Below are 15,340 nucleotides of genomic sequence, written 5' to 3'. Positions count from 1 at the left end.
GCCGGGAGGGGAGGACCGCCCGCCCGTTTTCCAACTCGTCACGTGACGAGTTTTGAGGGGCGGTCCGGTCAGTGCGGGGTGGGCGGGGCGGCGTTGGCGCTGGCGAGGAGCGAGGCCAGGGGTTGGCCGGTGGGCAGGGGGAGGGGGGTGTGGGTGGCGGCCGGCGGGGTGTACGGCGGCGGCACGGGGAAGGTCGGCGCGGTGTGGACGAGCCATGCGACGAGGAGCGAGCCGACGAAGGCGAGGGCCGCGATGGTGACGGCCAGTGACCGGGGGGACTTGGTGATCCCGAGGATGATCTCGTGGTGGAGGGGGATGCCGGGGGGCGGGCCGGGCGGTGCGGGCGGCCGGAAGAGCGGGGGGTCGGGCGGGCCGTCGACAGGGGTGATGCTCTGCTGCTCGGGGGTGCGGCCGTCGTGGACGGAGTCGATGTGTCGACGCTGTTCGTCCTCGGCCTGCCAGGCGTAGAGGTGGTCGCTGATGGTGCGGCAGACCCCGCAGCGGTAGCGGTACAAGTCGGCGATCCCCTTCCGGCAGGGGTGTAGTCGGGGGTTGTAGTCGGGGTGTAGTCGGGGCTGTAGTCGAGTAGTTTTCGCAGGTCGCGCGGGGGTTGTAGTCGGCGACGGCGGGGGCCTGGTCCTCCTCGGGGGAGAGCGGCGGAGAGGGGCGCTCCGAGCATGCCAGAGCCCCCGCTCGGCCGGGGCCGAACGGGGGCTCTTGGTGGTGGTGGGTGAGGGCCGGTCAGACGGCCTCGGCGGGGGTGGGCTCGGGGGAGGGTCGGGCGGGCAGCCGGGGAGGGTGCCCGAGGTGGGCGGTGAGGCCCTTGAAGGAGAAGCCCGTGGTGACTTCCTGAGGGGTTGCTCCCTTGACCCGGACGGACCGTTCGACGGGAAGGCCGGCGGACCGCAGGACGGAGCCGAAATCCCTCGCCGTGTACCCGGGGTAGCGGTCGTGGCGCTGGAGGCTCTGGAGGATCTCGGACAGGTGGACGTGGCCGCGGCCGTCGTCGCGCTGGGCGCGGATGGCGACCATGTGCTCGACGGTGGCGGTCAGTTCGGCGGTGGTGAGGGTCGGGGGGACGGCCACGCGAGGCTCGTCCTGGTCCTCCTCGACGTCGTCGAGGACGTCGTCGGAGTCGACCGGGGAGCCGTCCTTGGTGCCGGTTTTCGGGGTCGGGGCGGGGGCGTGGATGAGGGCGGCGATCCACCAGCCCCCGATGATCAGGCCGATACCGGGCCCGATCCAGGGGCGGGCGAGGGACCAGACCAGCGGGCCGCCGACGATCAGCAGCAGGGCGGCACCGCCCGCGGCCTCCTTGACCTTGTCGAAGCTGGCCTTGCGAGCGGCCCTGGCCTGCTCCTGCTCGATCTCGCGGGCCGTCACCTGCGCGGTCTCCTGGGCCTGGAGCAGGGCGGCGCGCTTGACCGGGTCGCTCTCGGCGACCAGCTTCTTGGCGAGCTCCGCCTCGGCGGCCTCGGCGGCCAGGGCGGCGAGCTGCTCCCGCCTGGCCCTGAGCGCGGCGGCCTCGGCGCGCCGCTCGCGGTGGGGCGCCATCAGCCGGCGGACGAGGACGGGTGTGCCGGTGCACAGGCCGGTGACCGGCCACATCAGGGTGGCGCGGAGGCTCTCGGTGGGGATGATCTTCTCCATCGTCTCCGCCCCTACTTGGCGAAGGCGGCGATGAGGCCGCTGACGAGGGACGCGGGCAGGACCCACAGGCCGCCGGCGGCGGCGAACAGCGACGGGGCGATGGCGCCGCACAGGGCGTCCTTCCACGCCTTCGGCTTGAGGCCGAACACGGCGATGGTCAGGAGCGCGGCGGTCGCGCCGGTCTGCCAGTCGCCGATGGCGGCGTTGCCCTTGAACGAGTCGCTCAACTGCGTGCCGATTCCGGAGATCTGCTGGAAGGCGGTGCCCGCGTTGGCCGCCAACTCGCCGATGCCGAAAGCCCAGTAGGGGACGTGCTCGGGCTTGACGTTGATCTTGTTGTTCCCGCGCACACCGACGTACAGGTAGAAGGTCGCGACGGTGGCGGCGCCGCCGGTGCCCAGGGCGATGAGGCTGCTCATGGTGGTGAAGTCCTTTACCGGTAGAGGGGGAGGTAGGCGAGGGCGTGGTCGAGGCCGAGCGCGACGGCGAGGCCGGAGGCCACCGGGACGCGCACGGCGATCAGGAGCAGGAGGGGGAAGCCGCCGCGGACTTCGGAGACGCGCAGGCGGCCCCGGTCGCGGATCAGCAGGTCGAGCAGGGCGCCGGCGGCGGCGAGGAACAGGCCGACGAAGGGTCCGCCGGGGGCGATCATCTGCACGAGGCCGGTGGAGTAGCCGGCGATCGCGCTGATCGCGGTGAGCGTGCACCAGCGGCGGAAGCGGCGGGTGCGGTCGGTGGGGGTGTGGGCGCGGGCGGCCTGGCGGCGTTGGCGGCGGGCCCGGGTGCGGGCCTCGCGCTCGTCGGCGAGCCGCTGCTGACGGTGACGCTTAGTCCGTTGCTCGGGCGTCTCCCCGGCGACGGCCAGGCGGGCGTCCTCCTCGGCGCGGGCCCGCCGCTTGGCGAGTTCGCGCTCGGCCTCCAGGCGGGCGGTCCGCTCCTCAGGGGTCTCGGTGATCCGGGCGCCGAGCAGGTCGACCAGGCCGACGAGGTCCTGGCGGTGGAGCGGGCGGTCTGGGGTGAGGACGTCCTCGACGCGGTGGCGCTCGGCGCGCTGGGCGGCGGTCTCCCCGGCGGCCTTGAACGCGGCGTCGCGCTCGGCGCGCTGGCGGGCGATCAGGGCCTCGTACTCGACCTGCTCGCGGGCGTAGCGCTGGGCCTCGGTCTCGCTGAGGAGCTGCGTGACCTGCTGGCCGACCTGCGAGGCGATCGCCGTGGCCTGCTCGGCGAAGATCTCGCGGGCCGGGCCCCAGAACGTCCGCGCGGCCTCCTCCATCGAGGGCGGACCGGCATGGCCGGCGCCAACCGGGACCGGGGTGTGCACGGGCGGGGCGTCCGCCGGGCCGGGGGCCGGGGCGGGGATGCGGGGGCCATCCTTGCGCCACCACTCCGCTACGACGGCGTCGACGACGCCGTCCCCGGCGGGGCGGGCGTCCTCGGGCGGCATGCCGGCGGTGGGCGGCTCGGTGGGGGGCGGGGGGACGGTCACCGGTTCCACCCCCCGCGGCGGGCCAGCAGGCGGATGCCGTACCAGGTCATCAGTCCCGCGTCCCCCACGATCAGGAGGAGGCAGATCATTTCGCCGATCATGTGAATCTCCAGGTCAGAGGAGGTGCGCACCCCGTGGTGTGCGGGGTGCGCACCTGCCGGTTGGGGGGTCAGGACTGGCGGCCGAGCTGGTCGTTGCTGTGGGTGGTGCGGGGGGCGTGCACCACGCGGCCGTTGGCGCGGGCCTCGTCGTAGGAGTCAGCGGTCCAGGTGCGGCCGGTGCTGGGGTCGACGTGGGTGGCGGGGGTGTCCGTGCGGGTGGTCGGCTTCGACTCGGAGCGGCGGAGGAGGCCCATCAGTCGCGCTCCTCGATCCGGCCGGTGATGACGACCGGCGCACCGTCGAGCCAGTACATGGCGCTGAACCGGGGGGAACCGCCGCAGCCGTCGCTGATCTCGACGCGGCTGAACGCCTTCGCCTTCACCAGGTCGCGGACGGTCTCGACGCTGACGGGCTGGACGACGCGGTAGCCGACGCCCTCGGCGTCGAGGTCGCCCAGGCCGGGCAGGTGGCTGAGCTTGCTCACCGGACACCGCCGCTCTTGCCGAGCAGGACGGCCAGCAGCCGGCGGGCGCCGGACGCGGCACGGGCCAGGTCGGCGGGGGTGATCGGGGGGACGGGCGGCGGGTTGTTGGCCACGCGAGGGTTCCTCTCTGCGCGGGTCGCCAGGTCAGCCCTGGCAGCCAGGTGCTTTTACAGGTCCGCGCCTGGTGCAAGGAGCGGCCTGCGTGTCAGCGAATCCGCAAAACCAAAGGTCAGAGGGTTTTTCCCTCCAACCCCTGTGCGGCGTCGTGGGTCTAATGTGCCCTCAGATATGACCACCTGTCAACACAGGTGGCAGGTATGGCCTACCTGATAAGACATGTGGTTACATGGCAACCGCCCGGCTAAGGTGAAGAGCGCCCGAGCCAGCCCCCAAAACCGAAAGGACTCAGCTGTGCCTGAGATCGAGCGCCCGGCGCCCGCGTACCAGCAGGTGGTCTCCCACCTGCGAGAACAGATCGACAGCGGCGCGCTTGCCCCCGGAGACGCGCTCCCGTCGGCGACCGAGATCGCGCGGGAGTGGAAGGTCAGCCGGCCGACCGCCCAGCGTGCGGTCGCCACCCTCGCCGCCGAGGGCCTGGTCGAGACCCGCCCGGGTCAGGTGGCCAGGGTCAAGGGCAGCCCGAAGCCGCTGCACCGCAGCGGCATGGACCGGGCCGTTGCCACTCGCAAGACCGGCCGGATCTACGGCGACACCGGCGAGTACGCCCGGATCGTCTCCGCCGAGGTGGTGCCCGCGCCCGCCGACGTCGCCGAGGTGCTCGGCATCGAGGTGGGGGCGCCCGCAATCAGCCGACTGCGCGTCACCTACAGCCGCGACGACAAGCCGCTCTCAGCCAGCACCAGCTGGTACGACGGCGCGTTCGCCGAGGTCGCACCGCTGCTGCTCGTCCCCGAGCGCATCCCCGAGGGCTCCTGGGGCTACCTGGAGAGGGTCACCGGCCACCAGGCCGTCGTCGGCCGCGACGCCATCGACGTCCGGCTCGCGACCCAGGCCGACGCGCTGGCGCTCGGCCTCACCCTCCCGGCGGCGGTGAAGGAGGCGTCGACCATTCTCCGAACCGGCGACCAGGTCGTCGTGGAGTACGGCGTCAGCGTCTCCGGCCCCGGCCGCGTCAGCGTCTACGACTACGAGCTCTAACCCAGACTCGACCCCGACAGACAGGTGGGGCCGACCTCGTGCACCCGAGGCCGGCCCCTGTGATCGACGGAGGAACCCCGTGTCACACGTGATCGATTATGACCCGAACACCGGCCCGCACACCCCTGCGCACCAGGTGCGCACCCCCGCCCGCCAGGAGATGAGCAAGCCCGCCCTGAGGGTGTTCCGCCTCATCTTCGTGGTGTCGGCGGGCGTCGGCCTCGGCGGAGCCGTCGCCACGTTCTTCAACATGAAGGCCGCGTTCGGTTCCGGCTGGACGGCGATCGGCATCGTCGCCGGAGGCGAGGGCGCAATCGCCGTGCTGGGTCTCACGCTCGTGGGCCTGACCCTGATCAGCCGGCCCTACCCGGCGGGCCTGAGGGTCGGCCTGTGGCTGGTCCCGATCGCCGCTGCGGTGACTGGCGCGGCGGTCGCCGCGGTCAAGGACGACTACCAGCACGCCGTGGTCAACGTCGTGACGCCGGTGGCGATGACCGTCGCCGCCGAGATGGCCGGTTTCCTCGCCCGCTCGATCGTCGTCGCCTCGACTGGAGTCGACGCCGAGGCCGACCGGAAGACCGGCGAGATCCTGCGCCAGATCGAGTGGCACCAGGCCCGCGCCCAGCATCACCCCGACGAGCGGGCCCGCAAGCGCTCGGGGAAGGCGGCCTGGAAGCTCGCCAGGAACTTGGGCCAGAACGACCCGAGGCTCGGGCAGTCGCTGCCCGCGGCCTACGCCGAGCGCACCGCCAACACCGCGCTGACCGCGCTCGACGCCCTGTACCACCGCGTCCCCGCGCAGCAGCCGGCGGAACTCCCCGCCCCGGCCCCGGTGGCCCCGGCCGCTGTCGAGCCGCCGACCACCCCGACCGTCGAGCAGGTGCCCGCCGTCGAGGAGGAGATGGAGGCGTGGCAGCCGGACCCGGGGATCTACGCGGAGGCGGAGGTCGAGGAGGACCAGGCCGTCGTCGTCGAGCCCTTGCAGCCCCAGCTCCCCGTCGACCGATGGCTCAAGTCCGTCTCGGACCAGGTGCGCATCGAGGTGCACACCGACGTGCACACCGGCTCTGACCAGCAGATTGACGCCGAGGACGGCCAGGACGAGGCCGACGAGGACCAGGAGCCGGAGACCACCGGGGAGATGACCCCGGAGCGCCGCCGCGAACTGATCTTGGAGGCGATCGCCGAGGGGGCCAGCCAGCGCGAGGCCGCCCGCCGCGCCGACTGCTCGCCGTCCTACGTCCGCAAGGTCGTCAACGGGGAGGCTGCCGCGTGAGCTGGCCGAACAAGGTGATCCCGGACTTCACCGACGCCGAACTCGTCGCCGCGATCAAGGAACACGAGCACAACCCGGACCCCGTGATCGAGAGCATCGTCAGGGGCTGCTGGCGGGAGTGGGAGCGCCGCCACGGCCTCACCCCCGACGTGGAGTGACGCGCAGAACCGCCGCAGGGCCCGTCCCCCAGGTGGGGGCCGGGCCCTGTTGGTCGTCCAGGTCACATCCCGCGCTTTCGCGCCGCGCGCCACATCCGGCGCGGAAGTAGGGCATGATCGGTCGTCAAAGGCCTGAAATAGCGAAAGACCGGGTGGTGGAACACCCGGCCTCTCTGGAGTTCAGGCCCTAAAGAATTCGCTGGCCGCGATAACACAGGAAACCTGACCTCTTGGACCCGATGGTAACGGGTGCCTCCGGCATCCGCGCAACAACACCCCAGAATCCGCAGGCCACCGGCCCGGATGCCGCTCCCGCTACTGCGGTCGAGCGCCCGGCCGCCGGTGGCCGTACCCATGCCCGCCGGCCGAAGCGGCCGAAGTGCCCGATGTGCCGACGCGCCGTCAGGGTCGTACCGGGCAAGGTCGCCGCGACCTACTGCTCCGATGCGTGCCGTAAGCGGTCAAAGCGGATCCAATCCGGCGAACCGGACACACGCGCACAGAACGGGGCGTCAGAGCCCGGCTCGGTGTCCGGGGTTGAGACCCCCATTTCCGCAGGTCAACGCCGGTTTTCGCGACCGAAAACGCGCGCGGCCCTGCTAGGGAAAAGAACAGCAGAGTTTCCGGACCGCTCAACGACGGTCGGAGGGCAGACGGGCGGACTCTCCGGGGGAGAGCGCGAGAGGGGGGCCCCCCTCTCGCAGACCCCAGCCACGACGGCGGGTTTGGATCGGGACAAGCAGCACCACCACGAACCCGAGGAGGCGGGGCCGTACGGCACGCGCCCGGCCGACTTGGAGACCACCGCTGCGGCCCGCGCCGCCCGCGTCGACCCCGACCTTGCCCGCCAGGAGAAGGCCCGCCGGGCCGCCGCGTCGCGCCGGTACGCCGGGCGCCGCACGCTGTGGGAGATCACCGGGGACCGCGCGTGCCGGGCCTGCGGTCGGGCCGTCATGGACCCGGACACCGGGGCGATCCAGGCCCAGACCGCCGAGGGCTACTCGGTGCTGCTCGGCGTGCTCAAGTGCGGCCGGATCTGGCTCTGCCCGATCTGCTCCGCCAAGATCCGCAACCGCCGCACCTCGGAGATCAGCCAGGCCGTCGTGAAGTGGATCAAGGCCGGGGGCAGCGCCTACGCCGTCACCTTCACCCCCCGCCATACCAGGGCAAGCCGCCTCTCCGACCTCATGGACGCGCTCCAGGGCACCCGCTCGGCACCCCTCGCCGAACGGGAGGCCGCCAAGGCGGCGATCGTCGCGGCCAAGCTCAACGTCGCCGAGACGTGGGCGCGCCGCCGGGCGGCCGTCGACGCGGCCCGCCGCGCCGCGCCCAAGGGCCAGAAGAGGGAGGCGATGGCCGACGCCCGGGAAGTGGCGGCCGAGTGGCTCCAGGAGGCCAAGCAGGGCGTCCTGGAGGCCCGTCAGGCGGCCCGGGGCAAGGTTCGCAAGGCGGGGGCCTACCAGCGGCTCATCACCGGCGGAACGTGGGCGGGCGGGCCGGAGCACGGTGAGGGCATCCGGAACAAGATCGGCTACATCGGCATGATTCGCGCCACCGAGGTGACGGTCGGTCTGGCCAACGGCTTCCACCCGCACATCCACGCGATCGTGCTGGTTGGAGGCCGTACCGAGGGTGGCGGCTGGGACAAGCGCGTCGTCGGAACCTTCGAGCCCGAGGAGGAGGACCTGGCCGAGTGGAAGGAGGAGTGGCGCACGGTGTGGACCGGGAGTCTCAAGGCCATCGACCCGACCTTCGAGCCGTCCCTGACCTGCGAGATCCCCGACTGCAAGTGCAACGGGGAGGGCCACGGCGTGCACTTCGAGCGCCTCAAGACCGTGCGGGACGCCGAGCGCTTCGGCGAGTACCTCGCCAAGACCCAGGACGGCAAGAACCCGGCCGCCGAACTCGCCGGCGCCCACAACAAGGCCGCGTGGAAGGGCAACATGGCGCCCTTCCAGCTGCTCACCCGAATCGGTGAGCTCCTCAAGGGCAAGCCGCCCCACATGGTCGACGGGCACGGCTCGCTGGAGCAGTGCCTGGAGTGGTGGGCCGAGTACGAGGAGGCCACCTCCGGGCGCCGTGCCATCGAGTGGACCCGCTACCTGCGCTCCCTCCTCGGCCTCACCGGCGGCGACGACGACGAGGACAACATGGACCTCCTCTTCGAGGGCGAGGCCGTCTCCGAGTTCAGGGCGGGCGTCCAGATCAGGACCGGTGCCTGGCACAAGGTCGCCGCCACCGGCCACGACCAGGCCGTCAGCCAGGCCACCGAGGGCAACGGCATCTGCCTGGAGAACGTCGTCGGCGTCGTCGAAGCGGCCGGCGGCCGGGCCGAGGACGTCCGGCTGCTCAGCTCCGGCGAACTCCAGCAGCTCTACGACGGGGTGATCGAGGGTCTCCAGCAGCGCCGTCTGGAGGCCGACGCCCGCCGCAAGCTGCAGCAGGGCAGGCGCACGCCCAAGCCGCAGCGCCTGGCGGCCCTCGCCAACGACGACCAGGCGCCCGCCGACCCGGTCCCGGCCGCGCTCGCCGAGGCCCTCGCCCGGCCTGAGCCGGACAACCTGCTCGGCCTCATCCGGCAGGCGGCCCGCGCCCGCCGGGGCGAATCCGCGCCGCCGGCCACCGGTGCGCACCCCGCACACCAGGGTGCACACCAGCCCTGACCTGGTACGCACACCAGGTGCACACCCCCCGACCCGAGGAGTCCGATCCGATGACCACCCACCGCCGCCCGCTCGGCCCCGGCGTCGACCGCGAGCACCAGGACGTCGCCGCCGTCGAGCCGCACCGCCCCGGCCGGACCGCCGCCGAGCTCGCCGCGCTCACCGCGGAACCGCCGGCAGTCCCGGCCGCCGTCGCGCCGACCGGCCGCCGCCTGCTCACGCTGCGGGCGCCCGAGGACCAGGCGCCGTCAGCCGGCTGACCGGAGGTGGCCGCTCCCTCCGGCGCGAGCGCCGGAGCCCGGGGCCTGGCGGCCCCGAGCGCGACGGCCGGTGACGTCTGGTCAAGCCCACGACGGTGGCTCCGTAGAAGTCGGCAGGTCAGGGCGTTGGCCGCCCAGCCCCGCCGACTTCTACGGAGCGAGCTAGGGAGCTGCGCTGCGCTTGCTCCTGCTCGCCCGCCCCTCGCTACGCTTCGGGGTCGGGAAGGGGCTCCGCCGCCTGGCGGCGACGGGCCCGCCGGCCCGGCGCCCGGGGGCGCCGTGCTCGGCATCCGCGAGCGACGAAAGGTGACCGAGGTGCCGGGCAAAACGGGCCGACTGACGGCGGCCGGGAAGCGGGACAACCGGCACACGGTGAACCTGTCGGACGCCGAGGAGGAGCTGTGGCAGGAGGCGTTCGCCGCCACCGGCCGCAAGGAGTTCGGCGCGTGGATCCGTGCGGCGGTGAACGACGCGCTTGGTCAGCCCGGGCTCGGCGAGGTGCCGATGGTGCCCGAGGTGAACCACGCGGTCTTCGTGCAGCTCGCCGCGATCGGCAACAACCTGAACCAGATCGCGTTCCAGGCGAACACCGCCGGCGGTGTCCCGGCGGAGCTGCACGCGCGCCTGGCGGCCGCGATCGAGGCGGTCGGCGACGCCGCGCTGGTGGTCCGCGGACTGCGGCCGTTCGGCGACGGCGATCAGGACGACGAGGACCAGGACGTCGCCGACGACGAGGCGTGGATCGACCCGGACGGCGGCCCGGCGTGATCGCGAAGATCACCAAGGGCAAGCGGGCCAGCGGCGCGCTGCTCTACGACTTCGGGCCGGGGCGCCGGGACGAGCACGAGCGGCCCCGGGTGATCGCCGGGACGGTGCCCGGCACGCCACGGCAGATCGCCCGGATCATCGACCACCACACCCGCCCGTCGGGGATCAAGACGCCGATCTGGCGGTGCAGCCTCTCCCTGCCCGACGAGGACGGCGTGCTGACCGACAGGAAGTTCGCCGCGATCGCCGAGGCGTACGTCGGCCGGATGGGCTTCGGCGGCTGCCCCTGGGTAGCGGTGAGGCACGGCGACGACCACATCCACCTGACGGTCAGCCGGGTCGGCTGGGACCGGCGGACCGTGGACGACCACGGCGACTACCTCAAGAGCATGCCGATCGTGCGGGCGCTGGAGCGTGAACACGGCCTGGTCGACGCGGGCGCGCTCTCCAACCGGACCGCGCCGCAGGTCAGTGGGCAGGAACGGGCGGCCAGTCAGCGCCGGGGCGCGGCCGAGCCGGAACGGCTGCAGATCCGCGCCGCCGTCTGGGCCGCGCGCGATGCCGCAGCCGGCCGCGGCCGCGCTGTCTTCGAGCAGCTGCTCACGGAGGCCGGTGTCGAGTACCGGGCGAACGTCGCCAGCACCGGCAGGATGAACGGCTACTCGTTCAGCCTGCCGTCGTGGACGGACGCCGAGGGCGAGCAGGTCTGGGTCACCGCGTCGAAGACGGCCAAGGACCTGGCCTGGCAGAAGCTCAGGCCGGTGCTGGATCCCCCGGCCGAGCAGGCGCCGCCCGCCGCCGGGCCGGTGCCGGTGCTCACCGCGGACCTTGCCCGGCAGCGCCTCGCCGAGGCCAAGCAGCGGGCCGAGCAGCGCCGCGCCGACGTCGCCCAGGAGCTCGCCGCCATCCCGGCCGGCACCGTGCCGGACATCGCGGCCGCGCTGCGCACCACCCGCGCCACCCTCGCCGCCCGCGAGCGCACCCTCGGCGCCGAGACGTCCACGGCCATGCGGCTGGACGGCATCGCCTCCGGCGTCACCGCCGGACCGGCCCGCGTCGCGCTGCACCGCCGCCGGGCCGAGCTGGCGGCCGCCGTCGCCGTCGAGGCCGAGGCCTCCGCCCACGCCACCGCCGCCGCCCAGCAGCGCCAGCAGGCCACCGCCGCCCGCAAGGTCGAGGCGGAGTCCAGGGCAAAGGCCGGCCAACGCTGGCGCCTGCCCGGATCCCGGGCTGACGCCGAGGGCATGGCCACCGCAGCCGCGGACCTCGCCGACCGCGCCGACACCGAAGCGGCCCGCTTGGAACGCCTCGCCGAGGCCACGCTGCGCCGAGCCGCCGAGACCGCGCCGCCGGACGTCACCGGCCCGTACGACCAGGCGCTCGCCGAGCTGGACCAGGGCTGGCACGCCCTGGACCAAACCGCGTTGAGGGCGGACCAGCAGAACGCCCGGGTGCAGCAGGCCGACCACGCCGCGCCGCTGCAGGCGGCCCGGGTCGCCGTCGCCCAGGCCCGGCGAGGCGTCGAGCAGCTGCTCGCCGAGCAGCACCGCCGCGCCGCGCTGCCCGCCGACCGGGCCGCCGTCGAGGACCAGGTGCGCGCCGACCTCGCCCGCGAGGTGACCGCCCGGGCCGCCCGGGCGGGCAGCACCACCGCCCGGCCGAAGAAGGCCGCGCCCAAGAAGGCCGGCCCCGCCGCGCGGACCGGGCAGCAGCCGCCGCACCTTCGCCGGGGAACCGACCCGCGCGGCCGGGGTGGCACGCCGGGCCGATAGCCGGCGGCCGGTCTGAAGGGTGGGGGTGCACACCCCGGGTGCGCACCCGCCGTGACCAGCACCGGAACCGGTGCGCACCCCCGGCCGGCGGCCCGGCGCAGCCCGAGCCGACCGCCCGCCGAGCCCTCGACCGCCGCCACCAGCCAGCAGCCACCCCAGAGAGAGGGATGTCGGAATTTACGGCCCCCGCCACCAATGATCTGACCTGCACAGATGCCGGGTCCGGCGCGGGGGAGGGGTGCTGGCATCAGGAGCCGCATCGGGAGCTGCAGCAGGAGTCACATCAGGACCCGCATCGGGAGTCCCGAGGGGGCGCGCGACGGCCCGCCGTGCTCCGGGTGGACCCCCACGGACTCTAGAACTCGTCACGTGACAGGTTTTAGAGTGGGGCCACGCCCGGTGACGACCCGTCGCCGCGCTCCGCCGTACCCGAGAGGGGGGCCCCGATGCCCACCGTGAACCTGCTGCTGCCCGCCGAGCCCGACATCCTGGGCGACCTCTACGCGCTGGAGGAGGCGCTGCTGATCCAGCTGCGCCCGCTGCCCGACGAGGATGGCGAGTCGTGGTCGCCGCTGCCCGACCACGTCGACGGCGAGGCGATCTACCAGTCCTACCTGCGGGTCCTCGACGCCCTGACGCCCGGCACGGCCGACGTCGTCTACGGCAGGGCGGACCTGGTGCCCGGTGTGCCGGTGCTGATCAGCGCGGACGGCCGCACGGAGCTGGTGCAGCTGCTCGACGTCCAGGTCGAGGCCCGGGACCTGATCCACCTGGGCTGGCTGCGCGACGAGCTGGCTAAGGCGGAGGACGACCTGGCGGCCTTCCTCGACGACGCGGCCAGCGACCGGCACGCCCCGTGGTGGAAGGGGGAGAGCACCGACGGCGCGGCCGTCGCCGCCTGGGCCCGCCGCGCGCTCGCCCCGGTGCTCAAGACCGAGATCACGCGGGAGGCGGCGAAGGACCGGGCCGACCTGCTGGCCGTGGTCCGCGCCGGGGCGGGCCAGGAGCGCATCGAGCTGACCGCGGCCCAGGAGGAGGTGTACGGCCGATACATGGTCGACCTGATCCGGGCCACCGCCGCCACCCGCGTCGACGCCGAACTCACCGCCTTCGCCACGGGCCTGCTGTGACCGAGGAAGCCGCGCTCGACCCGCAGCCGGCGGACCGCCCGAAGCCGAAGCGGGCCGTCCGGCTGCGGGTCTGCGACTGGTGCAGCACGCCGTTCGTCCCGGAGAACAAGCGGGGGCCGGCGCCGAAGTACTGCAAGCAGGGCTGCCGTCAGCGGGCGCACGAGGCGCGGAAGCGGCGGGACGAGATCGACGCGATCAACGACCGCCACGAGCAGCAGCTCAACCGGATCTTCGGCGCGCTCGGCAAGAACACCGCGTCGAAGGCCCGCAAGGCGGCCGACGAGGCGGAGGCGGAGCAGGCCGGGCCGGGCCCGGTGATCGAGGGACAGGAAGAACTCACCTGGTAGACCGCCGCCCCGTCCTGCCCGCCGATCCGGCTCGTCCGGGGAGGCGGGCAGCGCCGTTTTCGGGGGTGCGCACCTGGTGCCCACCTGCGCCGATCGGGTGCGCACCCGGGTGGCCGGCGGGGTGCGACCCGGGTTGCTGCCCGGGGTACCAGGGCCGCTTGCCGCGCCCTGGACCCAGGCCACGGTCGGTGCCCTCCGGCGCGGTCGGCGTGCGTTCGGGGTGCGGTCCGTTCGCGCCGGACGGCACCGCCCACCGGGTTCCGCCGGCGGGCCCCGGAGGTGCCGTCACCGTGACAGTCGGCCCGGTGTCACGGTGACGGTGGGGGCCACTGTCACCGTGACGGCTGGCTGCCCTACGAGTAGCCCTACAAGTTGCCGTACGAGGTGCCGTACGAGTAGCCCTTCGAGTTGCCCTTCGAGTTGCCCCGGGGGGAGCTCAACTGAGGCCCTGGTCAAGGGGTCTGAGCTGCGGGTCAAGGGGTCTGGTCAAGGGGTGCGAGCGTGCCGACTACTTCCCTACGAGACCCCTGACGGCTCGGGAAGTACGACCCACTGTCCCCTCGCCGACGCGCGGTCGAGGCTGGCCGCCGAGGCGCCCGGCAGCAGTGTCACGGTGACGGTGGGGCCGACTGTCACGGTGACGGCCGGTGCAGTGCGCCTCCCGGCCGGGCATGTCCCGGCCTGGCAGCCTGGCGGGATGGACGAGACGACGGCCGGGGGGCAGAGCGAGCGGACGTGCCCCGGGTGCCAACGGGCGTTCACCACGGCGACGGCGAGCCGCCGGCAGCACTGCCGCCGAAGCTGCCGACAGCGCGCGTATGAGGCCCGGCGGTTCGCCGCCGCAGTCGACCAGGCGAAGGTCGAAGCGCGCCAGCGGGCCGAGGCGATTCCGACACCACCAGTAGTGCCGGCGCCCGCCGCCCCGCCCGCGCCGGTGCCGGAGCAGGCCACCCCGCCCCCGCCCACCAAGAGGCCGTCCCGCGGACTCGCCCGGGTCACCATGACCGACCTCCTCGCAGAGGTGCGAGCGAACAGCAAAAAGGCCGCCCAGTAGGCGGCCGTATCGTCAGCGGAGTGACGATACCTTAGCACTCTAGATGATCTTGAAATCCCTATCACGTGAGAGGGATTCTCCAACGGAGTCGCTTGGGTCGCTCGCCGTCGGGCCGTGATGCAGGGTGTGTCGCTGTGTCGGTTGGCCGTGTTGGTCGTTGGGCACGGCATGAGTGACACGACTGCATGGCTGGACCGCCACCTCGATGATCCGCTGCCTCGACTGCTGGGCGCGGGCGAGCGCGGGTCGGAGCTGGAAGACCTCCGGGAGGAGAGTGCGAGGGTCTGCGCCCTCGCTGAGCGCTGGCTGGCGGACCCGGAGACGGAGAGGTTCGGGCGGATGGTGTTCGACGCGATCAACGACGAACTGAAGTAGGTTCGCCGCCGCTGGCGAGCCAGGCCGGGGCGGACCGAGCGCAAGCCGCGGGCGAAGTCATCATCATCACCACGTCGCTGGCGGCTGGTCGGCCGGTCCCAAGGCGCGCGCACGACGCACGCGCACGTGCGCGCACGCGTAGGCCCCGGGTCCGGTCCCGGGCGCCGGCCTTTTCGCGCTCGGCTGGCCATCGTCCTTGACCCACGGGTGGGGGCCGTGGCGGGACTCCCCGGTGGGCGGCAGGCCTGCCCGAATCACGGCTGCCGGGGGTCCCGACCATCTCGCCGGGCGTGCACGGTCCGCTGGCGGCCGGTGAGGGATCCCCAGAGGCCGTGATACGCCCTTGGGTGCCGTCTACCGGGGAGTCCCGCCATACGGTCCACGCCCGCCCCGACGCACGCCGCACAAGATCGCCAGGCGCCCCGACTCCCCGGAGGTGGCCGGGGGTCTGGGGGCAGCGCCCCCGGGATCGGTGACGCCCGCCGACGCACCTTCCGGCGGCAGGGCAGGGGAGACGGCCGGGAGGGGAGGACCGCCCGCCCGTTTTCCAACTCGTCACGTGACGAGTTTTGAGGGGCGGTCCGGTCAGTGCGGGGTGGGCGGGGCGGCGTTGGCGCTGGCGAGGAGCGAGGCCAGGGGTTGGCCGGTGGGCAGGGGG

General features: G+C 73.5%; 16 protein-coding genes. 10 read left to right on the top strand and 6 right to left on the bottom strand.

The features are described 5' to 3' along the window. Positions 1-68: 68 nt before the first annotated feature. The 6 genes from PUR71_RS14880 to PUR71_RS14855 form a co-directional block, all read right to left on the bottom strand. Positions 69-515, bottom strand: coding sequence for a hypothetical protein (locus PUR71_RS14880; protein WP_329927462.1), 447 nt, complete (start codon positions 513-515; stop codon positions 69-71). 226 nt (positions 516-741) lie between these two features. Further along, on the bottom strand, positions 742-1,650 hold the full coding sequence (locus PUR71_RS14875) for a hypothetical protein (protein WP_329927461.1): 909 nt from the start codon (positions 1,648-1,650) through the stop codon (positions 742-744). 11 nt (positions 1,651-1,661) lie between these two features. Then, positions 1,662-2,069, bottom strand: coding sequence for a hypothetical protein (locus PUR71_RS14870; protein WP_329927460.1), 408 nt, complete (start codon positions 2,067-2,069; stop codon positions 1,662-1,664). Between the two features lie 14 nt (positions 2,070-2,083). Then, entirely contained in the window at positions 2,084-3,136 is a 1,053-nt protein-coding gene (locus PUR71_RS14865) for a hypothetical protein (protein ID WP_329927459.1), read from the bottom strand. 169 nt (positions 3,137-3,305) lie between these two features. Then, the gene (locus PUR71_RS14860) at positions 3,306-3,491 is read right to left on the bottom strand and encodes a hypothetical protein (RefSeq protein WP_329927458.1); all 186 of its coding nucleotides are present in this window, start codon (positions 3,489-3,491) and stop codon (positions 3,306-3,308) included. Beyond that, on the bottom strand, positions 3,491-3,721 hold the full coding sequence (locus PUR71_RS14855; protein ID WP_329927457.1) for a hypothetical protein: 231 nt from the start codon (positions 3,719-3,721) through the stop codon (positions 3,491-3,493). Before PUR71_RS14855 ends, PUR71_RS14860 begins: the two co-directional genes overlap by 1 nt. 411 nt (positions 3,722-4,132) lie before the next feature. On the opposite strand from PUR71_RS14855, the gene PUR71_RS14850 reads away from it, so the two are divergent. The 10 genes from PUR71_RS14850 (at position 4,133) to PUR71_RS14805 (ending at position 14,682) form a co-directional block, all read left to right on the top strand. Beyond that, positions 4,133-4,879, top strand: coding sequence for a GntR family transcriptional regulator (locus tag PUR71_RS14850; RefSeq protein WP_329927456.1), 747 nt, complete (start codon positions 4,133-4,135; stop codon positions 4,877-4,879). A gap of 88 nt (positions 4,880-4,967) precedes the next feature. Continuing rightward, positions 4,968-6,155 (top strand): helix-turn-helix domain-containing protein, encoded by a 1,188-nt coding sequence (locus PUR71_RS14845; RefSeq protein WP_329927455.1) that lies wholly within the window; start codon positions 4,968-4,970, stop codon positions 6,153-6,155. Continuing rightward, on the top strand, positions 6,152-6,313 hold the full coding sequence (locus PUR71_RS14840) for a hypothetical protein (protein WP_329927454.1): 162 nt from the start codon (positions 6,152-6,154) through the stop codon (positions 6,311-6,313). The genes PUR71_RS14845 and PUR71_RS14840 overlap by 4 nt, the downstream gene beginning before the upstream one ends. Before the next feature lie 725 nt (positions 6,314-7,038). Then, positions 7,039-8,976: a hypothetical protein gene (locus PUR71_RS14835; RefSeq protein ID WP_329927453.1), complete on the top strand. Its 1,938-nt coding sequence runs from the start codon at positions 7,039-7,041 to the stop codon at positions 8,974-8,976. Positions 8,977-9,026: 50 nt separating this feature from the next. Then, on the top strand, positions 9,027-9,236 hold the full coding sequence (locus PUR71_RS14830) for a hypothetical protein (protein ID WP_329927452.1): 210 nt from the start codon (positions 9,027-9,029) through the stop codon (positions 9,234-9,236). 315 nt (positions 9,237-9,551) lie between these two features. After that, a complete protein-coding gene (locus PUR71_RS14825) occupies positions 9,552-10,004 on the top strand; it encodes a MobC family plasmid mobilization relaxosome protein (RefSeq protein ID WP_329927451.1) in 453 nt (150 codons plus the stop codon). Further along, on the top strand, positions 10,001-11,776 hold the full coding sequence (locus tag PUR71_RS14820) for a relaxase/mobilization nuclease domain-containing protein (RefSeq protein ID WP_329927450.1): 1,776 nt from the start codon (positions 10,001-10,003) through the stop codon (positions 11,774-11,776). The genes PUR71_RS14825 and PUR71_RS14820 overlap by 4 nt, the downstream gene beginning before the upstream one ends. Positions 11,777-12,222: 446 nt before the next feature. Further along, positions 12,223-12,906: a hypothetical protein gene (locus tag PUR71_RS14815; protein ID WP_329927449.1), complete on the top strand. Its 684-nt coding sequence runs from the start codon at positions 12,223-12,225 to the stop codon at positions 12,904-12,906. Then, a complete protein-coding gene (locus tag PUR71_RS14810) occupies positions 12,903-13,253 on the top strand; it encodes a hypothetical protein (protein WP_329927448.1) in 351 nt (116 codons plus the stop codon). Before PUR71_RS14815 ends, PUR71_RS14810 begins: the two co-directional genes overlap by 4 nt. Positions 13,254-14,475: 1,222 nt before the next feature. Continuing rightward, positions 14,476-14,682, top strand: a complete 207-nt coding sequence (locus PUR71_RS14805) for a hypothetical protein (RefSeq protein ID WP_329927447.1) — start codon at positions 14,476-14,478, stop codon at positions 14,680-14,682. The last annotated feature ends 658 nt before the right edge of the window (positions 14,683-15,340 follow it).

This window comes from Streptomyces sp. SP17BM10, from assembly GCF_036322405.1.
Lineage (GTDB): Bacteria > Actinomycetota > Actinomycetes > Streptomycetales > Streptomycetaceae > Kitasatospora.
Note: the sequence above shows the minus strand (reverse complement) of the source record. Positions and strands in the feature narration are given on the sequence as shown.